Genomic DNA, 20,593 nt, shown 5'->3' with positions numbered 1-20,593 from the left:
TAGGTGAGGCGGCGTTCCCGGGTCTGGTCGTCTTTTCGTTGTCTCGTTATGACGCGTCCGGCGTGGCGGATGCGCAATCGGGCTGGCGGGTCAGGATCAGCGAGGTATGGCGGGCTTCCGTCACCACCTCGTCGCGCTGGTTGATCAGCTCGAGTGCTTCGATGACGACGCCGCGCGCGGGGTTGCGGGTCGGCCGCTTCTCGACGAAGCGGAATCGCACGCGCAAGCGGTCGCCGGCGACCACCGGCGCCTTGAAGCACACGCCGTCCCAGCCGAGCGAGGCGACTGACGTCTCTTCATAGAGTTTCAGCTCCGACTTCAGCCCTTCCATCAGTGACAGGCCATACAGCCCATGCGCGATCACTGCCGGAAAGCCGCGGGATTTCGCGTAAGTAGCGTTGACATGCAGCGGATGATGATCGCGCGTGACGTCGGCGAAGGCCGCGATATCGGCTGGCGTCACGGTGTGTGCCGCGCTCTCGAACTGCGTGCCGGATTCGATATCTTCAAAGCGGAGATTGATCGGCGCGGTGGCTGTGGTTTCCATGGCGTGTTCTCAGGCGACCTTGCGCGGGCGAGCCGGCAGCTCAACGAAGCTCTGGCCGATTCCCATCGGCCCGGGCCGGAAGATGCGCAGGTCCATGTCTTTGAGGTCGGGGCTGATGCGCGGCCGGAATCCCATATGCGCCAGCACATCCTGTTCCAGGCGTACGCCCGGGGCGATCTCGGTCAGCGTCATGCCGCCATCCTCCAGCTGGAACACGGCCCGTTCGGTGACGTAGGAGACTTCCTGGCCGCGCTGCGCGGCCAGACCAGCACTGAAGCTGATCTGGCCGACCTGCGGCACGAATTTACGGAAGGCGCCGTCGCGGCGGATCGCCAGCCGCCCGTTTTCGACGGCGATGTCGAACTTGCCGCCGGTCATGGTGCCGCTGAAGATCAGCCGCTTGGCGTTCTGGGTGATGTCGATGAAGCCGCCCGAGCCGTCGCGGCGGTCGCCGAAACGGGTGACATTGACATTGCCCGTCTCGTCGACTTCCGCGAACGAGAGGAAGGCACAAGAGAGGCCACCGCCGTCGTAGAAATCGAACTGGTAGGCCTGATCGAGAATGGCGCGGGGATTGATGGCGGTGCCGAACTCCCGCGCATGGCCCGGTACGCCGCCGACCACGCCGGATTCCACGGTCAGGGTGATCAGATCCGCGATCCCTTCCTCGGCCGCGACATTGGGGATCATCGCGGAGATTCCGACGCCGAGATTGACCACGTCGCGCGGGCGCAGCTCGAAGGCGGCGCGGCGGGCGATCACCCGCCGTTCGGTGAGCGGCTCTGGCACGATCATCGCGACCGGTACACGGGTCTCGCCGCAGCGGGCGGGATCGTAGGCCGTGCCGTAGGTCTGCATCTGCCCGGGTTCGAGCACGACGTGGTCGATCAGGAAGCCGGGGATCTTGACCATCTGCGGATGGATCGAGCCGCGCTTGACGATCCGTTTCACCTGGCAGATCACCGTGCCGCCGGCATTGTGCACGGCCTGCGCGATCGAGAGATCCTCGCGCGTCGTGCCTTCGTGCTCCATGCTGACATAGCCGTCCTCGTCCGCCGACGTGCCGCGGATGATGGCGACGTTGGGAGGCGAGGGCGCGCGGTAGAGCAGCCATGATTGTCCATGCAGCTCGACAAGGTCGACCAGCGGCAGGGTGGTGCGTGCGTTCATGCGCCCCCCGTCCTGGCGCGGGTCCATGTAGGTGTTGAGGCCGACATGGGTCAGCACGCCGGGATGCTTTGCGGCCATGGCACGGCAGAGCTGGCTCATCACGCCTTGGGGGAAGTTGTAGGCGTCGATCAACTCGTCGCGCACCAGGCGCATGAACGGCACCTGCAGCCCGAAATTGCCGCCGACCACCCGCGCGATCAGGCCTTCATGCGCGAGATGGCATAGACCCTTCTCGGTCACCGCGCCGACGCCTGTGATGTTGATCAGCGTTAGCCCGTGCGGCCCGCCGCCGCCGAGGAAACGCTGCTCCAGCGCATCGAGAACGGCTTCCGCCACGCCGGTGCCGCCATTGCCGCCGACGATCAGCGTATCGGCGTCGCGTATCAGGCTCGCGGCCTGCGTTGCGGTGATGATGCTCAGCACGGGTGTACGCTCCAATTCATGCAGCTTCCTTCTCGACCTGGCGGGCGATGATGAGGCGCTGGATCTGGTTGGTGCCCTCATAGATCTGCGCGAGGCGCACGTCGCGGAACAACCGCTCGATGCGGTAGTCGCGTGAATAGCCGTTGCCGCCATGAATCTGCAGCGCGTTGGAGACGTGCTTCATCGCCATGTCGGTGGTGAACAGTTTGGCTTGCGCGGCTTCCTTGGCGATCGGCTCGCCGGCGTCGTGCAGGCGCGCGGCGTGGTGGATCAGCAATCGGGCGGCGGCGATGTCGGTCGCCATGTCGGCCAGCATGAACTGAATCGCTTGAAAACCGATGATCGGCTGGCCGAACTGCTTGCGGTCCCTGGCGTAGGCGGTGGCATCCTCGAACGCGGCCTGTGCCATGCCGAGCGCCATCGACGCCATCATCAAGCGGCTGAAATTGAAGTTGCTCATGGCCATCTTGAAGGCCTGGTTCTCCGGCCCCATCACGCTGTCGGCCGGCAGGCGCACGCCGGAGAAGGTGATCTGGCAATCCTCGAGGCCGTGCATGCCAAGGAGCTCTTCATTCTTGCCGCGCGCGATGCCCGGCAATTTGCCATCGACGAGCAGGCAGGAAATGGCGCGGTGTCCGGACTCGGCGCCGGTACGCGCGAACACCATGATGCGGTCGGCGACGCCGCCGAGTGTCACCCAGGCCTTGGTGCCGTCGAGCAGCCAGCCGTTGCCGTCGCGCACGGCTGATGTCCTGATGCCGGCGACATCGGAGCCGTGGTCGGGTTCGGAGACGGCGGTGGCGGGGATAATCTCGCCGTTCAGGATTTGCGGGATCAGCGCCTTGTGCGTCTCGGTGCCGTGCTGGTCGAAAAACAGCACCGCTTCGACAGGAATGGCGAAAGCGTTGGCCACCGCGCCCGAACAGCGCGCCAGCTCTTCCATGGCGATGCAGGCGGCGACCGCGTCGAGCCCTGCGCCGCCCGCGCCTTCGCGCAGGCAGATGCCGAACAGGCCGAGGTCGGCCATGCCCTTGTAAAGCGAACGGTCGAAGCGGTCGTCGCGATCGATCGCGGCAGCGCGCGGCAGGATCTCGGCCTGCGCGAAGCGACGCGCGGTGTCTCGCAGCGCTTTCTGGTCCTCGGTGTAGAAACGGTCCATGGCGTGTCGCTTCCCTCAGTCGCTGGCGAGCTTGGAATCGTGGGCGACCTCGTCCTTCTCGCGGTCGAAGAAGTACGCGGCGACATCGGCCCCCGGCACGCCATAGGCGTTGCAGACGCTTCGCGTCAGCGCAGCCGCGGCGGCACGGCGCTCGGCCTCGCTGCGGCGGAAAGCGTGCACCTTGAGCAGGATACGCTGGCCGGTGCCTTGTGATCCCATCTCTCCGGCATGGGCATAGTCGTCGGGAGCGATCGGCAGGAAATAGAGCGTGATCGTCTCCGCGCCGACGCCGAAGCTCGACATCAGGCCGTCGGTGATGGATCTGGCCAACGCGGCCTTGCTTTGAGGCGACGCAGGCGGCGCAAGGATTTCGACATAGGGCATCGGTCAGGCCTTCGCTCTGGACGATTTGGTTGCGGAGGATTTGCGTGGGGACGGATCGAACGGGCGGCAGGAATCGCGCTTCACCAGCCGGGCGCCGACGCGATATTCGCGCACGCCATCGGCGCCGTTGCCCTTGGCGTCCATGCGGTGCAGCAGGCGGTCGACGGCGAGGTTGGCAAGGTCGCTCGCGCCGTTGTCGACGATGCTGATGGCCGGGCGATGCCACTCGAACCAGGGCGAATGCTCGTAACAGAGCAACGAGAGATCATCGGGAATCGACAGGCCACGTTCGGCGATCACGCGCAGGACGCCGAGCGTCGCTTCGTGGTTGGCGACGAAGATCGCACTGGGGGGCTCGGCGAGATCCAGCAGCTTGCGACAGGAGGCGGCGCCGGTTTCCGGCTCGAAATGGCCGGCATGGATCAACGCGTCGTCCACTTGTATCGACGCTTCGCGCAACGCACGGACATATCCCGACAGTCGCTCCCGTCCTGATGTCGTGTCTGGACGGCCGACAATAAGGCCGATCCGTCGGTGCCCGAGCCCGATCAGGTACCGCGTGCCCACGAAGGCGCCTTCGGAATCGTCGGCGAGTACGGTCTCGAGATCTGTCCCGTCGTCGCGGCGCACCAGACAGACGATCGGGATTTCCTTTGCCAGAGCGGTCAGGCGGGCGCCGTTCTTGCCCGTGGGCACGACGATCAGTCCATCGACGCGATGGTCGGCAAGTGTCGTCAGCGTATCGCTTTCCAGCTGCGGATCGTCGCCGGCGATGCACAGCAGCATCTGGTAGCCGAGCGCCTTCAGCCGCGCCTGCACCACCTCGGCCATCACCTGGAACGACGCATTGGCGAGGTTGTGAACCAAAAGCCCCACCAGCCGCGACTGTCCGGTTTTCAGTCCGCGTGCGATCGGGTTGGGACGGTATCCGAGCTCGCGCGCAATGCGCGTCAGGCGCTGCTGGGTACGCTCGCTTGTCAATCCGCTGCCGCCTAGCGCGCGCGAGGCTGTGCTGATCGAAACGCGGGCCGCCAGTGCCACATCTTTGAGCGTGACGCTCATCAATCCTGCCGTTAGAATGGAAACGATTGCAAAACAGTATGGGCAGAAATTTGCGCGTGCAAGCCTAAATTTGAGATGGGTTTTGCCCAAATCAGCGCCAATACTGCAATCGTTTGCAGCATTGCGGTGGTCCGCGACAGGGGCCGCTGCTCGGGTTCACGTTGAGCAACTGGAAGTCCTGATGAAGACATTTCGCGGCACCTACACAGTCATGATCACGCCGTTCACGCCGGCCGGCGAGGTCGATGCCGAGGCGTTGCGGGACTTCGTCGATTGGCAGATCGAGCAGGGGATCCACGGGCTGATTCCGCTCGGCTCGACTGGCGAATTCCTGTCGCTCGACGACGACGAGAAAATTCTGGTGGCCGAGACGGTGATCGCCCAGGCGGCGGGTCGTGTGCCGGTGCTGATCGGGACCGGCGCGGAGGATACGCGGGAGGTGGTGCGCCTCAGCCGTCGTGCCGAAAAATTGGGCGCCGACGGCGTGATGATCATTCCACCGTTCTATTCGACGCCGACCGACGACGAACTCGTCCATCATTACAAAACAGTGGCTGATGCGATCTCGTTGCCCATCATGGTCTACAATAATCCCGCGACCGCCAATGTCGATCTCAAGCCGGCACTGGTGGCGCGGCTCGCCGAGATCGACAACTGTCTTTACATCAAGGAGTCGACGCTCGAGGTGACGCGCGTGCGCGACATCATCCGGCTGTGTGGTGACCGGATGACCGTATTCGGCGGCATCCTCGGCTTCGAATCTTTCGTGGAGGGCGCGCAGGGCTGGGTAGCGGTTGCCTCCAACGTGGCGCCCCAGGCCATGGCGCGCATCTTCAGCCTCGTCGCCGATGAAGGCGAGATCAATGCGGCGCGCAAGCTCTATCTCGATTATTTGCCGGTGATCGAATTCGTCGGCGGCCAAGCTTACGTCGCCGGCACCAAAGCGCTGCTCGGCCATATGGGCTTTTCTGTCGGCGTGCCCCGTCCGCCGCGTCTGCCATTGCCGGCCCCGCAGGACGCGGCCGCGCGGGCATTGGTAGCGAAGTTCGGCCTGGTCTGGCCAGGGGCAATGGTTTCATCAAGGCAGGTCGCCGGCTGAGGAAAAGGGCGCGCATATGATCGCAGTAGCTCGTCACAGGCACAGCGCGCTTCCACGGCGCGAGCGATCATGAGTGATCGGATGAAGAAACCCGATCTGCGCGGCGTCACGGTCGCCACCGTGCTGCCATTCAACGACGACCTGACGATCGACTGGGAAGGCTACGCCCGGCTGCTCGATTATTGCGCCTGCCCGGATGGCATCGCGGCCGTCTTTGTCAACGGGCATGCGGGTGAGGGCGCCTCGCTGTCGGACGAAGAGCGCCAGGCGGTGATCGCGCGAACCCGAGCCCATATCAGCGAGAAACCGCTGCTTGCCGGCATCATTGCGCACTCGACCGCCGACGTCATCAGCCAGGCTCGGCTCGCCGAGGCCGCCGGTGCGGATTGTGCGGTCTTGTTCCCGCCTCCCGCGCTCGGCGGCGGTGCATCCGCCACGTCGCGTGCGCCGGTCGCCTTCGTGCGGGCGGTCAGCGAGGCAATCGCAATCCCGGTGTCGATCTTCCAGTATCCGGTGGCGTCCGGTTCTGGTTATTCGCCGCAGACGCTCGCCGAAATCGCGGCCATCGACCGCGTGATCGCCGTCAAGGAAGGCAGCGATACGATGCTCGCCTATGACGAGAACCGGCGGGCCGTGAAAAAAGCCGATCCGGAGGTCGCGGTCTTGCCTTCGAATTACAACTGGTTCTTGCCGCAGCTCGCTGTCGGTGGCGACGGCATCCTGTCCGGGCTCGTCAGCCTGGCGCCGCATCTGTTTATCGAACTCTGGCAGGCGTCGGTCGCCGACGACCTCAAGGCGATGCGCGCCGTGAATGAGCGCCTCTATCCGATCGTCAAGGCGATTTACGGTCCGGCACCGATCGTTGACATGCATACGCGCATGAAAGCGGGCCTCAAAGCACTAGGCCTGTTCCGTAACGCTGATCCGCGGCCACCGCTGCTGCCGGTCCTGCCCGGACTTTACGACGCCATCGCAACGACGATCGGTGCGGCGCGCCGCGCCGGCGACATTCGCCCGACTTGAGGATGTCATCATGTCCGACGAAGCCTTCATCGATATCGTAGCTCCCGACGGCGGCACAAAAATTGCTGCCGAACGGTATCTGATCGGAAAGCCATCCGCCTTCGAAGCCAGCAGCTGGCAGATGAACTCGCTCAGCCAGGCGCTTGCAATCGTCGGCCCCGGTCCAGCCTGACACATGGAGATGAGCCGATGACCCATTTCAATCCGGCGGCCTGCGTCGATTACTTCTTCAATTTCTTCCTGATGAAGGGCGTACTCGTCACCATCGGCTTGACGGTTGCGGGCGTCGTCGGCGGGCTCATTCTGGGGATGGGCATCGCGCTGATGCGGATGTCATCCAATCCTGTGCTCAGCGGTTTTGCCCGGTTCTACATCTGGTTCTTTCGCGGCACGCCGTTATTGATCCAACTCGTGGTGATCTACAGCGGCCTGCCGCAGCTCGGCATCAAGTTCAGCGTGATCACCTGCGCCCTGGTTGGATTGATCCTCAATGAAGCCGCGTATCTTGCGGAAATCGTTCGCAGCGGTTTCATGGCGGTGGCTGCCGGGCAGCGCGAAGCCGCCTGGGCCCTGAGTCTGTCGAGATGGGTGACGTTCCGGCGTATTACGCTTCCGCAAGCCTTTCGCCTGATGATCCCGCCGCTCGGCAACTCCATCAATTCGCTCCTGAAGGCGACGTCGCTCGCCTCTGTCATCTCGGTCGAGGAAATCATGCGCCGAAGCGACATGCTGATGCAGGAGCATTTTCAGATTCTTGAAGTCTATGCGGCCGCCACCGCCTATTACCTGATCCTCACCTCGGTCTGGGATGTGGCTCAGCGCCGCCTTGAAAAACACTTTGGCCGTTCGAGCGCGGCAAGATCGCGAAGAGCCAACGCCACAGCGCCGCCGACGCAAGCCGGTCTCGAGGCCAGAGCATGAAAGTGTCGAGGGGAGATTGTGCGAGGAACCAAACTCCGGTCGCGACGAGCAGTTCCGGTTCGCGCGCCACTTAAGGAAACGCATGGATGGCAACCGATATTGACGATGTACAGAAGCAGCCCCGCCAAGGCGAGGTGGCTGCGGTTCGGATGGAGGCGGTCTACAAGTACTACGGCGATTTCACCGCCTTGAACGAGATCGATCTCAAGGTCGCCGGTGGCGAGAAGATCGTGATCTGCGGCCCGTCCGGTTCGGGGAAATCGACCCTGATCCGCTGCATCAATCATATCGAAAAGCACGACCAGGGGCTGATCTATGTGAACGGCACCGAGCTCGATGATCAGCGCAAGAACATCGACGCCATCCGGCGGGATACCGGCATGGTGTTCCAGAGCTTCAACCTGTTCCCGCACATGACGACCCTGGAAAACTGCATCCTGGCGCCGATGACGGTGAACGGCATGACGAAGGAAGAGGCGAAGGACATCGCCATGCACTTCCTGACCAAGGTTCGAATCCCGGAGCAAGCCGAAAAGTTTCCGGGGCAGTTGTCGGGCGGACAGCAGCAGCGCGTCGCCATCGCGCGCGCGCTCTGCATGCGGCCGAAGATCATGCTGTTCGACGAGCCGACGTCGGCGCTTGATCCGGAAATGGTCAAGGAAGTACTGGAGACGATGAAGAAGCTGGCGGAAGAGGGCATGACCATGCTCTGCGTCACCCACGAGATGGGCTTCGCCCGCGAGGTCGCGGACCGGATCGTATTCATGAATGAGGGAAAGATCGTCGAGCAAGCGGCTCCGGAAAACTTCTTCAATCATCCGGCGTCCGAGCGGGCGAGGACATTCCTCGACCAGATCCTGCATTAGTTCGTAGCTCTCGCGCTTGAACGAGAGAGACCAATCGGCACCGAGTGAAGACGAAGCCAGACGACCTGGCGAGCAAAGCCCGACTTCGCTCTTCGTCTCCGCGGGCGCCGCCGAAGGCTGCGTCGAAGCCAGCTCGAATGCCTGAGCGCTTCGGTTTTCATTATCCGGGTATGCACGGAGGAGCCGGAAGCAATCGGTCCAATTCCGCGCGCCAAGCCATCCTGATTGACGTGAACGAGCAGATCGCTTCCGATTCGGCGAATGGTTTCGTCGCGAAACGTAATCATTTCGCGAAATTTCCAGGTTGTATCAACGTGCAAGAGCGGGAAGGGAAGCTTGGCCGGAAGGAACGCCTTGATCGCCAGATGCAGCATGACGCTTGAATCTTTGCCGATCGAGTACAGCATCACCGGCTTTCTGAACTCGGCAATGACTTCGCGCATGATCTCAATTGATTCCGCCAAAGGCCTCGTCTGGCTCGGCGGCAATCTCGACAGGTCCGGTTATTCTTTCCACTTTAGAAGGCTTCAAAACTAGCGAGCGTGTTGTCGCAGTCCCGGATAGGTCACGCGTCGGTCAACCCAAGCGAGAGTTGCAAGGAAGATCAGGGGCGATCCATGGATCAAGAGCCGGTCGCGGTTTCGATGGTACTCGCTTTGCAACGCTCCTCAGGGAAAGCCGCGTCGGCGCTCGCGCAGCTTGCGGAAGTCATCGCCCGCGTGGTGTGAGGAGCGTGTCAGCGGCGTGGCCGACACCAGCAGAAAGCCCTTGGCGTAGGCGATCTTTTGATAGGCCTCGAACTCGTCAGGGGGAACGAAGCGGGCGACCGCATGGTGCTTGCGCGTGGGCTGGAGATACTGGCCGATGGTCAGGAAATCGACGTCGGCGGAGCGCAAATCGTCCATCAATTGCAGCACCTCGCTCCGGTCTTCGCCGAGGCCGACCATGATGCCGGACTTGGTGAAGATCTGTGCGTCGAGTTCCTTCACGCGCTGCAGCAGCCGGACCGAATGGAAATAGCGCGCGCCCGGCCGCACCGTCAGATATTTCGACGGCACGGTCTCCAGATTATGGTTGAACACGTCGGGTTTCGCTGCAACCACCGTTTCGAGTGCGCCGCGCTTACGCAAGAAATCCGGGGTCAGGATTTCGACCGTCGTACCTGGGCTTGCCGCGCGGATGGCCGCAATCGTCGCGGCGAAATGCGCCGCACCTCCATCGGCAAGGTCGTCACGATCGACCGAGGTGACGACCACATGTTCCAGTCCCAGCTTGGCTACCGCTTCGGCGACCTTGACCGGTTCATCCGTATCGAGGGCACCTGGCAGGCCAGTGCGCACGTTGCAGAAAGCGCAGGCGCGGGTGCACGTGTCGCCCATGATCATGAAGGTCGCGTGTTTCTTCGCCCAGCACTCGCCAATGTTCGGACAACTGGCTTCCTCGCAGACGGTCACGAGCTTGTTCTCGCGCACGATGCGCTTCGTCTCGGCCCATTCGGCCGAGCCGGGAGCCTTGACGCGGATCCACGCAGGCTTGCTCTGCAAGGGCGTGTCGGGTCGTTTGGCTTTTTCGGGGTGACGCGGCTTGTCCGGCCGCATCCCGGCTCGCGGATCGCTGTTGAGGAGATCGAGTATGACGGTCATTTGGTCAGCCTCGTGAGTGCGGCAGCTCGCGGACATTCGGCTATCCAAACGAAGTTCGTCAATTCGATTCTTCGTCTTCCCACCAGCGACCCCTCGCGACCGGTCGCTGCGTTGCGCGGGCGCTGCTGCCTCGATCGCGCAGGCCGGTTTCCGACTTCGAGCCGTGCATTTGGAACCCGTCGCCGCGCCGGTCCGACATTTCGGGTGATCCGTCCGGTTGGTTTTCCGGAGCTTCAGACAGATTCGAGCCGATCGCCCCCGAGGGCGCGACCGCTTGTATCGCAATCTCAAGCAAAATGAACGGCATGCGCGCGATTGGCTGCGCTTTTCGTGGTCTGGCACGAATGCTGCTTAGGTAATCGGCAAAAGAAGCATCCGCAAAAGAAGCGGAAGCTCAAGAACAGACAAAGCGAGGGGACGTTCAGATGCCAGCCAGTATTCAACTCATCACCTAGAGCGCCGGGCGATTTCGCCTGTGCGGCATTGCGCGTTTCCGCAGTACGCGGAGCGCAATGAACGTTGACGCTTGTTTTCGGCTTGGCCTGCAATGGAGAAGGTAATGAAGGTCGCGGACGCGCATGATCTGGATCCGCTGGAAACCCGGGAGTGGCTGGATGCCTTGTCGGCGGTCCAGGGCCATCGCGGCAATGACCGCGCCGGGTTCGTCGTCAACGCTGTGATCGACGCCGCGCGCAGCGGCGGCCTCAGCATTCAGCAGACGCTGACCACCCCCTACTGCAACACGATCCCGCCGGATCAGCAGCCGGCGCTGCCAGGCGATCGCGCAATCGAGCACAAGCTTCGCTCGATCATCCGGTGGAATGCGCTTGCAATCGTTCTGCGCGCCAACAAGGAAAGCTCGGAGCTTGGCGGCCATATCGCGAGCTTCCAGTCGGCGGCGACACTCTACGACATCGGCTTCGGCCATTTCTGGCACGCGCCGACCGAGAAGCATGGCGGCGACCTCATTTTCGTCCAGGGGCATTGTTCGCCGGGCATCTATGCACGCGCCTTTCTCGAAGGCCGCTTGAGCGAGGAGCAATTGCTCGGCTTCCGGCAGGAGACCGCGGGTGGCGGATTGTCGAGCTATCCGCACCCCTGGCTGATGCCGGACTTCTGGCAGTTCCCGACGGTGTCGATGGGGCTTGGGCCCCTGATGGCGATCTATCAGGCGCGGTTCCTGAAATATCTGGAGAACCGCCATCTGGCCGAAACCGCCAATCGCAAGGTCTGGGCCTTCATGGGCGACGGCGAAACCGATGAGCCGGAATCGCTCGGCGCGATTTCGCTCGCCGGCCGCGAAAACCTCGACAATCTGATCTTCGTCATCAATTGCAACCTCCAGCGGCTCGATGGGCCCGTTCGCGGCAACGGCAAGATCGTCCAGGAGCTCGAAAGTGTTTTCCGCGGCGCGGGCTGGAACGTCATCAAGGTGCTGTGGGGCTCGGGCTGGGATCGGCTGCTGCAGAAGGACAAGAGCGGGCGGCTGCTCCAGCTCATGGACGAATGCGTCGACGGCGAATACCAGGACTTCAAGAGCAAGAGCGGCGCCTACATCCGCGAGCACTTCTTCGGCAAATACGAGGAAACGAAGGAACTCGTTGCCGACATGAGCGACGACGATATCTGGGCGCTGGCGCGCGGCGGCCATGATCCGGAGAAGGTGTTCGCCGCCTACACCGCAGCGGTGAAGCACAAGGGCCAGCCGACCGTCATCCTGCCGAAGACCGTCAAGGGCTTCGGCATGGGAGAATCCGGCGAAGGCCAGATGATCGCGCATCAGGCGAAGAAGATGACGCAGGATGCGCTGCGCGGCTTTCGCGATCGCTTCCAGGTGCCGGTCTCGGATGCGGACCTGAGCAAGGTTCCGTTCCTCCGTCTGCCGGAAGACAGCCCGGAGATGAAGTATTTCCACGCCCAGCGCGCAAAGCTCGGCGGCAGTCTGCCGCAGCGCCGGCGCAAATCCGCTTCCCTGCAAATTCCGCCGCTATCGACGTTCCAGCGGCTGCTCGACGCCACCGGCGAGCGCGAAATTTCGACCACGATGGCTTTCGTGCAGATGCTCGGCACGCTCGTGCGCGACAAGGCGATCGGCAAGCACATCGTGCCGATCGTGCCGGACGAATCCCGCACCTTCGGCATGGAAGGCATGTTCCGTCAACTCGGCATCTACTCGTCGGTCGGCCAGCTCTATCGGCCGCAGGACGCCGATCAATTGATGTATTACCGCGAGGACAAGAGCGGACAGGTGTTCCAGGAGGGCATCAACGAAGGCGGCGCGATGTCGAGCTGGATCGTCGCAGCGACGTCCTACTCGACCAACAACGTGCCGATGATCCCGTTCTACATCTATTATTCGATGTTCGGCCTGCAACGCGTCGGCGATCTCGCCTGGCTCGCCGGCGACATGCGTGCCCGCGGCTTCCTGCTCGGTGGCACCGCCGGCCGCACCACGCTGAACGGCGAGGGGTTGCAGCATGAGGACGGCCACAGCCATTTGCTGGCCGCCACCATCCCAAACTGCATCTCGTACGATCCGACCTTTGCCTATGAGGTCGTGACTATCGTCCGCGAGGGTATGCGCCGCATGTATGAGACGCAGGAGGACGTCTACTACTACATCACCCTGATGAACGAGAACTATCAGCACCCGGGGTTGGCCGAGGCCGGCAAGGGGGCGGAAGAAGGAATCCTCAAGGGGCTCTACCTCCTCAAGAACGGCGAGACCGCGAAGAAGGGTCTGCGCGTCCAACTCATGGGCTCCGGCACGATCCTGCGCGAAGTGATCGCGGCCGCGGATCTGCTCAAGGCGGATTTCGGCGTAACCGCCGACGTCTGGAGCGCGACCAGCTTCAACGAACTGCGCCGCGACGGCATGGCGGCGGAGCGCTGGAATTTGCTGCATCCGACCGAGCCGCGCCGCAAGAGCTGGGTCGAGGCGCAACTTGAAGGCCATCCGGGGCCGGTCGTGGCGTCGACCGACTACATGCGCAGCTACTCCGACCAGATCCGGGAATATGTGCAGGCGGCCGGCCGTCGTTACGTCGTGCTCGGCACGGACGGTTTTGGCCGCAGCGACTATCGCGTGAAGCTGCGAAAATTCTTCGAGGTCGACCGGCATTACGTCGCCGTCGCCGCGCTCAAGGCGCTCGCTGACGACGGCGCGATCAAGCCGGCGATCGTGGCCGAAGCCATCGCCAAATACAAAATCGACGCCGGGCGTGCTGCGCCCTGGACCGTGTGAGCCAGCGGAGCCGAGGACAGAGCGATGAGTGGTCTGATCGACATCAAGGTTCCCGATATCGGTGACTTCAAGGACGTCCCTGTCATCGAGGTCTTCGTCAAGCCGGGCGACAAGGTGAAGGCCGAGGATCCGCTGGTTGCGCTGGAGTCCGACAAGGCGACCATGGAGGTGCCGTCGCCGCGCGATGGCGTGGTGAAGTCGGTGGTCGTGAAGCTTGGCGACAAGGTCAGCGAAGGCACGGTGATCGTGCAGTTCGAGGGCGCCGGCGCTGAACAAACCGAGGCGCGCCCGGTTGTCAGCGCTCCGCCGTCGCCGGTCAACGCACCGGCGGGTGTTGCCGAGGTGCGCGTCCCCGATATCGGCGACTTCAAGGACGTTCCGGTCATCGAAATCTTCGTCAAGGCGGGCGACAGCGTGAAAGCGGAGGATCCGCTGATCGCGCTCGAGTCGGACAAGGCGACGATGGAAGTGCCGGCGCCGCTCTCCGGCACCGTGCGCGAGATCAAGGTCAAGACCGGCGACAAGGTCAGCGAGGGTTCGATCATCCTATCGCTCGCAACTGGGGCAGCATTGCAGGCCGACATCCCTCCCGTGTCGCCGCCTGCGTCCTCGTCGGCCACCGCCGCTGGAACGGCGGTGGCCGGCGCCTTTGACGAAAAAAGCTTCGAGCTCGCCTATGCCGGCCCGGCCGTGCGTAAGCTGGCGCGCGAACGGGGTGTCGATCTCGGCAAGGTCAAGGGCTCGGGCAATCACGGCCGTATTCTGCGTGAAGACGTCGAGGCCTTTGGCAAAGGCGGGGCACCCTCTGCCAAGCCGCAAGCAGCGGCCGCAAGCGGTGTCGGCGGCATCGACCTTCTGCCCTGGCCCAAGGTCGATTTTGCGAAGTTCGGGCCGGTCGAACGCAAGGAACTCGGCCGCATCAAGAAGATCTCCGCGGCCAACCTGCACCGCAACTGGGTCGTCATCCCGCACGTCACAACCCACGACGAGGCCGACATCACCGATCTCGAACAATTCCGGGTGACGATGAACAAGGAGTTGGAGAAGAGTGGCGTAAAACTCTCGCTGCTGCCGTTCATGGTGAAGGCCGCGGTCGCAACGCTGCAGAAATTCCCGGAATTCAATGCGAGCCTCGACGGCGACACGCTCGTCTACAAGAACTACTGGCACATCGGCTTTGCCGCGGATACACCGAACGGCTTGATGGTGCCTGTGATCCGTGACGCCGACAAGAAATCGGTGCCGGAAATCGCCAAGGAGATGAACGCCCTCGCCAAGCTCGCGCGCGAAGGCAAGATCAAGCCCGACCAGATGCAGGGTGGGACGTTCTCGATCTCGTCGCTCGGCGGCATCGGCGGCATCTATTTCACGCCGATCATCAACGCGCCCGAAGTCGCGATCATGGGCGTCTGCAAGGGTTACTGGAAGCAGCACTCCTCCGACGGCAAGATATCGAACTGGCGGCTGACACTGCCGCTGTCGCTCTCCTGGGATCACCGTGTCATCGACGGTGCGGCGGCCGCGCGCTTCAACGTTTACTTCGCCAGCGTGCTCGCCGATCTGCGGCGCGTGCTGTTCTGAGATCGGGGGAAGCAGCATGGCACAGCAGATCGAAGTGAAGGTCCCCGATATCGGTGACTTCAAGGACGTTGCCGTCATCGAGGTCCTGGTGAAGCCCGGCGAGACCGTCGCGGTCGACACCAGCCTCATCATGGTGGAATCCGACAAGGCGTCGATGGAGATTCCGTCTTCCCACGCCGGCGTCGTGAGGGAAGTCAGGGTCAAGATCGACGACAAGGTGAGCGAAGGATCGACCATCCTCGTGCTGGAGGCAGAAGGCGCGGCCGCTGCGCCGAAGCCCGCGCCAGCATCGAAGCCGGCGGCGACCGCCAGCCCGCCGCCGGCCGCGCCTTCCGCCGCGTCCTATGCCGGCAAGGCGGACATCGAATGCGATATGTTGGTGCTGGGCGCCGGTCCCGGTGGCTACTCGGCCGCTTTCCGCGCCGCCGATCTCGGCATGAAGACCGTGCTGGTCGAACGTTACGACACGCTCGGTGGCGTGTGCCTCAACGTCGGCTGCATCCCGAGCAAGGCGCTGCTGCATACGGCTTCCGTAGTCGACGAAGTCAAACATCTGCCCGACCACGGCATTTCCTTTGGCCCGCCGCAGATCGACCTCGGCAAGCTGCGCGGCTTCAAGGACGGCGTGATCAAGAAGCTGACGGGTGGCCTCGCCGGCATGGCGAAGGCACGCAAGGTCGAGGTCGTGACCGGCGTCGGGACTTTCCTCGACCCGCATCATCTCGAAGTCGTTTCGCCGGGCGGCAAGAAGACCGTCAGGTTCGCGAACGCCATCATCGCCGCCGGCAGTCAGGCCGTGAAACTGCCGTTCCTGCCCGACGATCCGCGCATCGTCGATTCGACCGGTGCGCTGCTGTTGAAATCGATCCCCAAGCGCATGCTGGTGATCGGCGGCGGGATCATCGGTCTCGAAATGGCGACGGTCTATTCGACGCTTGGCGCACGCATCGACGTTGTCGAAATGCTCGACGGGCTGATGCAGGGGGCCGACCGCGACCTGGTCAAGGTCTGGGAGAAGATGAACGCGGGCCGTTTCGACAAGGTCATGCTGAAGACCAAAACGGTGGGCGCGAAGGCGATCGAAGCCGGGATCGAGGTGAGCTTCGAGGGCGAGCAGGCGCCTTCCGGGCCGCAGGTCTATGATCTCGTTCTGGTCTCGGTCGGCCGAAGCCCGAACGGCAAGAAGATCGGCGCCGAGAAGGCCGGCGTTGCCGTGACCGAGCGAGGTTTCATCGACGTCGACAGGCAGATGCGCACCAACGTGGCGCATATCTTTGCGATCGGGGACGTCGTCGGCCAGCCGATGCTGGCGCACAAGGCGGTGCATGAAGGCCATGTCGCCGCGGAAGTAGCGCATGGCGAGAAGTCGTATTTCGACGCGCGGCAGATTCCGTCTGTCGCCTACACCGATCCTGAGGTAGCCTGGGCCGGGAAGACCGAGGAGCAGTGCAAGGCCGAGGGTCTCAAGGTCGGCAAGGCGGTGTTTCCATGGGCGGCCTCGGGCCGCGCCATCGCCAACGGCCGCGACGAGGGCTTCACCAAGCTGTTGTTCGATACGGCGACCCATCGCGTGGTCGGCGGCGGCATCGTTGGCACCCATGCCGGCGACCTGATCAGCGAAATCTGCCTTGCGATCGAGATGGGCTGCGAGCCGGCCGATATAGGCAAGACCATTCATCCGCACCCGACCCTCGGCGAGTCGATCGGCATGGCGGCCGAGGTGTTCGAGGGCCATTGCACGGACCTTCCGCCACAAAAGAAAAAGTGACGCTGAAGTCCAACCAATTGCCAGAACAAGGGTGCGGTTGAAATGAAGGAGGCAGTCATGGTTTCAACAACGTGGCGGATTGTGATCCTTCTCGCATTTGTTTTGCTTCCGCCCAAATTGGCGTCGGCGGCGGAGGCGCATTGGCCCCAGACGCTCACTCTCGGCACCGCGTCGGAAGGCGGCACTTATTACGTCTATGGCGAAGGGTTGGCTCGATTGCTCTCGCGAGAACTCGGCATTGCGGTGGTGGCGCGACCGACCGGCGGCCCGGTCGACAATATCAAGCTGATTGAGGCCGGCGAAATTCAGCTTGCCTTCGTCACACAAGGCGTGGCGTTGCAGGCCTGGAACGCCGTCGCGCCCTGGACCGGTGGGCGGCAATACCGAAGCATGCGCGCCATGTTCGCGATGTATGATACGCCGTTTCAGTTTCAGGTGCTCAGTGACTCGCCGATTCAATCGTTTGCCGAATTCGCCGGCAAACGCATCGGTGTCGGCCCCGAGGGCGGCACCACCGCCGCTTACTTTCCCGAGTTCCTCAAGGCGCTGAAGATCGACGCCACCCTGGTTCATGGTGATTGGGCGGAGCTCGCGGAGAAGTCGGTGGCGCGAAGCATCGATGCGCTCGCGGTCGGCGCCGGCGTACCGGCTCCGATGCTTATCGATATCGAGCGAAAGGCGAAGGTGCGCTACCTGCCTCTCACGCGGCAAGAGATCGCAACGCTGCGCCTGACGATGCCGGAACTCTCCGCATCCGTTGTCGCTGCGGGTTCGTATCCTACCTTGCGGCGCCGTTACGACACGGTCGGGCTGTTCAATTTTGCCGTTGCGCACAAGGATCTGCCGGACGATCTGGTCACAGCCATCGTCAATACAGTGTTCGCCAATAACGAGCAGATGATCGAATTTCATCCGGCAGCGGCGGAAACAATCCCCTCGAACATCACGCGCAATAACTTCATTCCGCTGCATGGCGGCGCTGTCAGTTGGTATCGCAGCAGGCTTACGCCCGGGGTTGTGAATGCGGACTGAGAAGCAGTCTTTAGGGAGGGAATAAGATATGGCAACAGCAGCAACGACAGGCGGTCCCCATTCCGTAAAATGGTATCAGCACCTCTATGTGCAGGTTCTGGCTGCAATCACAGCCGGCGTATTACTGGGCCATTTTTATCCTCAGCTTGGCGAGCAGATGAAGCCGCTCGGCGATGCGTTTATCAAATGCATCAAAATGATCATCGCGCCGATCATCTTCTTCACGGTTGTGCATGGTATCGCCAGCATGCGCGACATGAAGAAGGTCGGACGGGTTGGCTTGAAGGCGTTGATCTATTTCGAAGTGCTGACGACGGCTGCGCTGATCATCGGGCTTATCGTCATCAATTTGTGGAAGCCTGGCGTCGGCATGAACCTCGATCTGTCGACCGTCGACACAAAATCGATCGCGGCCTTCACCGCAAAAGCGAAGGAGCAGGGCACGGTCCAGTTCCTGATGGACATCATCCCGTCGACCGTCGTCGGCGCTTTTGCCAATGGCGAAATCCTGCAGGTGTTGTTCTTTGCAATCCTGTTTGCATTTGGCCTGCAAGCTCTCGGCCAACACGGTGAGGGCGTGCTGCGGCTGATTGATGTCGTGAGCCACGTGTTCTTCAAGATCGTGGGTTACATCATGAAACTTGCGCCGATCGGAGCGTTCGGCGCAATGGCGTTCACGATCGGCAAGTATGGCGTGGCGACGCTGATCTCGCTGGCAAACTTCATGCTGGCGTTTTACGTAACATGCCTGTTGTTCGTCTTCGTCGTGCTCGGCTCCGTTGCAGCCCTTAGCGGCTTTTCGATCTTCAAGTTCATCCGTTACATCAAGGAAGAACTCCTGATCGTGCTTGGCACTTCGTCATCGGAATCAGTGCTGCCGCGCATGATCGCCAAGACCGAAAATCTTGGCTGCGAAAAGTCGGTCGTCGGATTGGTTATTCCGACCGGTTATTCGTTCAATCTCGATGGCACTTGTATTTACCTGACAATGGCGGCGATCTTCCTGGCGCAAGCGACGAACACGCCCCTGACGATCTGGCAAGAGCTCGGCATCATTGGCGTTCTGCTCCTTACGTCCAAGGGCGCCGCTGGTGTCACGGGATCCGGCTTCATCGTCCTAGCCGCAACACTTGCATCGGTCGGAACGATTCCGGTCGCGAGCATCGCCTTGATCCTTGGCATTGACCGCTTCATGTCGGAGGCGCGCGCGCTCACCAATCTCATAGGAAATGGCGTTGCGACAGTCGTTGTCGCCAAATGGGAAGGGGCGCTTGATGAAAAAATGCTCCATCAACGTCTGAACCAGGAGAGCGATGCCGAAGCTGATGATCCGGAGTCCGTAAAGATTGCGGATGATGAGATAGAGGCAGGCACACCCCGGCCAGTCGTCGCTTGACCTTGAAAACGGCAGAGGCTGTCAGCCTGGAGCCTGTTACGGCGCTTGGCAACGGCTTGGGAAGCGCAGGGAACACGAAACGAGGAGTTGAATATGACTGATGTAGTGATTGTATCCGCCGCGCGGACGCCGGTTGGCTCTTTCAATGGAGCGTTCGGCTCGCTGACCGCCCACGAGCTCGGGGCTGTGGCGATCAAGGGCGCGCTGGAGCGCGCCAAGGTCTCGCCGGAAGAAGTCGATGAAGTGATCCTGGGCCAGGTCCTATCCGGCGGCGAGGGGCAGAATCCGGCGCGGCAGGCCGCCATGGCGGCCGGCATTCCGCAGGAGAAGACGGCGTGGGGCATGAACCAGCTTTGCGGTTCGGGCCTGCGGTCGGTGGCGCTCGGACTGCAGCAGATCGCCAACGGGGATGCAAAGGTCATTGTCGCCGGCGGCATGGAGTCGATGTCGATGGCGCCGCATCTGTCGCACATGCGGAACGGCACCAAGATGGGCGACACCAAGTTCATCGACTCCATGCTGAAGGACGGCCTGCTCGATGCGTTCCACGGCTATCACATGGGAGTCACCGCGGAGAACATCGCCACCAAATGGCAGATCACCCGGGAAGAGCAGGACGCGTTCGCCACCAGTTCGCAGAACAAGGCCGAGGATGCGCAGAAGGCCGGCCGGTTCAAGGACGAGATCATTCCCGTCACCGTCAAGACCAGGAAGGGCGACGTCGTCGTCGAACAGGACGAATATATCCGCCCGGGCACGACACAGGACGCGCTCGCGAAGCTGAAGCCCGCCTTTAACAAGGAGGGCAGCGTGACCGCCGGCAATGCTTCCGGTCTCAACGACGGCGCGGCCGCGCTGGTGCTGATGAGCGCCGATGAAGCCAAAAAACGTGGCCTCACGCCGCTTGCCAGGATCGTCTCCTGGGCGACCGCGGGCGTCGATCCCGCGGTGATGGGATCGGGACCAATTCCGGCGTCGCGCAAGGCGCTCGAAAAGGCCGGATGGAAGGTTGGGGATCTCGATCTCGTTGAGGCCAACGAGGCCTTCGCGGCGCAGGCCATAGCGGTCAACAAGGACATGGGTTGGGATCCGTCGATCGTGAACGTGAACGGCGGCGCCATCGCCATCGGGCATCCGATCGGCGCATCCGGCGCGCGCGTTCTGACGACGCTGCTGTTCGAGATGCAGAAACGTGGCGCGAAGAAGGGGCTTGCCACGCTGTGCATCGGCGGCGGCATGGGCGTCGCCCTGACGGTCGAGCGTTAGACCGGCGGA

Annotated in this window: 17 protein-coding genes and 1 pseudogene; 11 read left to right on the top strand and 7 right to left on the bottom strand. The window is 62.6% G+C overall.

Translation table 11 applies throughout. The annotated features are described in order from the left end of the window. Positions 1 to 46: 46 nt before the first annotated feature. Genes JQ629_RS21755 through JQ629_RS21735 form a run of 5 tightly spaced genes read right to left on the bottom strand, consistent with a single transcriptional unit; the run spans position 47 to position 4,745 of the window. Positions 47 to 547 carry a MaoC family dehydratase gene (locus JQ629_RS21755; RefSeq protein WP_212414409.1) on the bottom strand — a complete coding sequence of 167 codons (501 nt, stop codon included), beginning with the start codon at positions 545 to 547 and terminating at the stop codon, positions 47 to 49. 9 nt (positions 548 to 556) lie between these two features. Next, on the bottom strand, positions 557 to 2,155 hold the full coding sequence (locus JQ629_RS21750; RefSeq protein ID WP_249135203.1) for an acyl CoA:acetate/3-ketoacid CoA transferase: 1,599 nt from the start codon (positions 2,153 to 2,155) through the stop codon (positions 557 to 559). A 1-nt stretch (position 2,156) separates the two neighbouring features. After that, entirely contained in the window at positions 2,157 to 3,299 is a 1,143-nt protein-coding gene (locus tag JQ629_RS21745; protein WP_212414408.1) for an acyl-CoA dehydrogenase family protein, read from the bottom strand. Between the two features lie 15 nt (positions 3,300 to 3,314). Further along, entirely contained in the window at positions 3,315 to 3,683 is a 369-nt protein-coding gene (locus tag JQ629_RS21740; protein ID WP_212414407.1) for a tautomerase family protein, read from the bottom strand. A 3-nt stretch (positions 3,684 to 3,686) separates the two neighbouring features. Continuing rightward, positions 3,687 to 4,745 carry a LacI family DNA-binding transcriptional regulator gene (locus tag JQ629_RS21735; RefSeq protein ID WP_212414406.1) on the bottom strand — a complete coding sequence of 353 codons (1,059 nt, stop codon included), beginning with the start codon at positions 4,743 to 4,745 and terminating at the stop codon, positions 3,687 to 3,689. 178 nt (positions 4,746 to 4,923) lie between these two features. Here JQ629_RS21735 and dapA point away from each other — a divergent pair, with 178 nt between their 5' ends. The 5 genes from dapA (at position 4,924) to JQ629_RS21710 (ending at position 8,654) form a co-directional block, all read left to right on the top strand. Beyond that, a complete protein-coding gene (gene dapA, locus JQ629_RS21730; RefSeq protein ID WP_212414420.1) occupies positions 4,924 to 5,844 on the top strand; it encodes a 4-hydroxy-tetrahydrodipicolinate synthase in 921 nt (306 codons plus the stop codon). 81 nt (positions 5,845 to 5,925) lie between these two features. Beyond that, positions 5,926 to 6,867, top strand: a complete 942-nt coding sequence (locus JQ629_RS21725; RefSeq protein ID WP_249135202.1) for a dihydrodipicolinate synthase family protein — start codon at positions 5,926 to 5,928, stop codon at positions 6,865 to 6,867. 10 nt (positions 6,868 to 6,877) lie between these two features. Next, positions 6,878 to 7,039 (top strand): hypothetical protein, encoded by a 162-nt coding sequence (locus JQ629_RS21720; protein ID WP_212414404.1) that lies wholly within the window; start codon positions 6,878 to 6,880, stop codon positions 7,037 to 7,039. Positions 7,040 to 7,056: 17 nt separating this feature from the next. After that, on the top strand, positions 7,057 to 7,788 hold the full coding sequence (locus JQ629_RS21715; protein WP_212414403.1) for an amino acid ABC transporter permease: 732 nt from the start codon (positions 7,057 to 7,059) through the stop codon (positions 7,786 to 7,788). An 86-nt stretch (positions 7,789 to 7,874) separates the two neighbouring features. Continuing rightward, the gene (locus JQ629_RS21710) at positions 7,875 to 8,654 is read left to right on the top strand and encodes an amino acid ABC transporter ATP-binding protein (RefSeq protein WP_212414402.1); all 780 of its coding nucleotides are present in this window, start codon (positions 7,875 to 7,877) and stop codon (positions 8,652 to 8,654) included. A 76-nt stretch (positions 8,655 to 8,730) separates the two neighbouring features. Here the strand turns inward: JQ629_RS21710 and JQ629_RS21705 are convergent. Together JQ629_RS21705 and lipA are read right to left on the bottom strand one after the other, a co-directional pair. Continuing rightward, positions 8,731 to 9,097, bottom strand: a pseudogene (locus tag JQ629_RS21705) (phosphoadenosine phosphosulfate reductase domain-containing protein); the annotation flags it as partial. A 225-nt stretch (positions 9,098 to 9,322) separates the two neighbouring features. Continuing rightward, on the bottom strand, positions 9,323 to 10,297 hold the full coding sequence (gene lipA / locus JQ629_RS21700; protein ID WP_212269423.1) for a lipoyl synthase: 975 nt from the start codon (positions 10,295 to 10,297) through the stop codon (positions 9,323 to 9,325). 559 nt (positions 10,298 to 10,856) lie between these two features. Here lipA and aceE point away from each other — a divergent pair. The 6 genes from aceE (at position 10,857) to JQ629_RS21670 (ending at position 20,584) form a co-directional block, all read left to right on the top strand. Beyond that, entirely contained in the window at positions 10,857 to 13,541 is a 2,685-nt protein-coding gene (gene aceE / locus JQ629_RS21695) for a pyruvate dehydrogenase (acetyl-transferring), homodimeric type (protein ID WP_502753231.1), read from the top strand. A 24-nt stretch (positions 13,542 to 13,565) separates the two neighbouring features. Then, the gene (locus tag JQ629_RS21690) at positions 13,566 to 15,122 is read left to right on the top strand and encodes a dihydrolipoyllysine-residue acetyltransferase (protein WP_212414400.1); all 1,557 of its coding nucleotides are present in this window, start codon (positions 13,566 to 13,568) and stop codon (positions 15,120 to 15,122) included. A gap of 16 nt (positions 15,123 to 15,138) precedes the next feature. Then, positions 15,139 to 16,890, top strand: a complete 1,752-nt coding sequence (gene lpdA, locus JQ629_RS21685) for a dihydrolipoyl dehydrogenase (protein WP_212414399.1) — start codon at positions 15,139 to 15,141, stop codon at positions 16,888 to 16,890. A gap of 57 nt (positions 16,891 to 16,947) precedes the next feature. Beyond that, a complete protein-coding gene (locus JQ629_RS21680) occupies positions 16,948 to 17,922 on the top strand; it encodes a TAXI family TRAP transporter solute-binding subunit (RefSeq protein WP_212414398.1) in 975 nt (324 codons plus the stop codon). Between the two features lie 28 nt (positions 17,923 to 17,950). After that, positions 17,951 to 19,318: a dicarboxylate/amino acid:cation symporter gene (locus tag JQ629_RS21675; protein WP_212414397.1), complete on the top strand. Its 1,368-nt coding sequence runs from the start codon at positions 17,951 to 17,953 to the stop codon at positions 19,316 to 19,318. Positions 19,319 to 19,411: 93 nt separating this feature from the next. Beyond that, a complete protein-coding gene (locus JQ629_RS21670; protein ID WP_212414396.1) occupies positions 19,412 to 20,584 on the top strand; it encodes an acetyl-CoA C-acetyltransferase in 1,173 nt (390 codons plus the stop codon). Positions 20,585 to 20,593: the final 9 nt, after the last annotated feature.

It is taken from the genome of Bradyrhizobium sp. AUGA SZCCT0222 (assembly GCF_018130205.1).
Classification (GTDB): Bacteria; Pseudomonadota; Alphaproteobacteria; order Rhizobiales; family Xanthobacteraceae; genus Bradyrhizobium.
Note: the sequence above shows the minus strand (reverse complement) of the source record. Positions and strands in the feature narration are given on the sequence as shown.

Bases quoted from the DNA above. Each gene is read 5' to 3' on its own strand.
- JQ629_RS21755 (WP_212414409.1), bottom strand. From the start codon at position 547: ATGGAAACCACAGCCACCGCGCCGATCAATCTCCGCTTTGAAGATATC.
- JQ629_RS21745 (WP_212414408.1), bottom strand. From the start codon at position 3,299: ATGGACCGTTTCTACACCGAGGACCAGAAAGCGCTGCGAGACACCGCG.
- JQ629_RS21740 (WP_212414407.1), bottom strand. From the start codon at position 3,683: ATGCCCTATGTCGAAATCCTTGCGCCGCCTGCGTCGCCTCAAAGCAAG.
- JQ629_RS21735 (WP_212414406.1), bottom strand. From the start codon at position 4,745: ATGAGCGTCACGCTCAAAGATGTGGCACTGGCGGCCCGCGTTTCGATC.
- JQ629_RS21725 (WP_249135202.1), top strand. From the start codon at position 5,926: ATGAAGAAACCCGATCTGCGCGGCGTCACGGTCGCCACCGTGCTGCCA.
- JQ629_RS21720 (WP_212414404.1), top strand. From the start codon at position 6,878: ATGTCCGACGAAGCCTTCATCGATATCGTAGCTCCCGACGGCGGCACA.
- JQ629_RS21715 (WP_212414403.1), top strand. From the start codon at position 7,057: ATGACCCATTTCAATCCGGCGGCCTGCGTCGATTACTTCTTCAATTTC.
- JQ629_RS21710 (WP_212414402.1), top strand. From the start codon at position 7,875: ATGGCAACCGATATTGACGATGTACAGAAGCAGCCCCGCCAAGGCGAG.
- lipA (WP_212269423.1), bottom strand. From the start codon at position 10,297: ATGACCGTCATACTCGATCTCCTCAACAGCGATCCGCGAGCCGGGATG.
- aceE (WP_502753231.1), top strand. From the start codon at position 10,857: ATGAAGGTCGCGGACGCGCATGATCTGGATCCGCTGGAAACCCGGGAG.
- JQ629_RS21690 (WP_212414400.1), top strand. From the start codon at position 13,566: ATGAGTGGTCTGATCGACATCAAGGTTCCCGATATCGGTGACTTCAAG.
- lpdA (WP_212414399.1), top strand. From the start codon at position 15,139: ATGGCACAGCAGATCGAAGTGAAGGTCCCCGATATCGGTGACTTCAAG.
- JQ629_RS21680 (WP_212414398.1), top strand. From the start codon at position 16,948: ATGGTTTCAACAACGTGGCGGATTGTGATCCTTCTCGCATTTGTTTTG.
- JQ629_RS21675 (WP_212414397.1), top strand. From the start codon at position 17,951: ATGGCAACAGCAGCAACGACAGGCGGTCCCCATTCCGTAAAATGGTAT.
- JQ629_RS21670 (WP_212414396.1), top strand. From the start codon at position 19,412: ATGACTGATGTAGTGATTGTATCCGCCGCGCGGACGCCGGTTGGCTCT.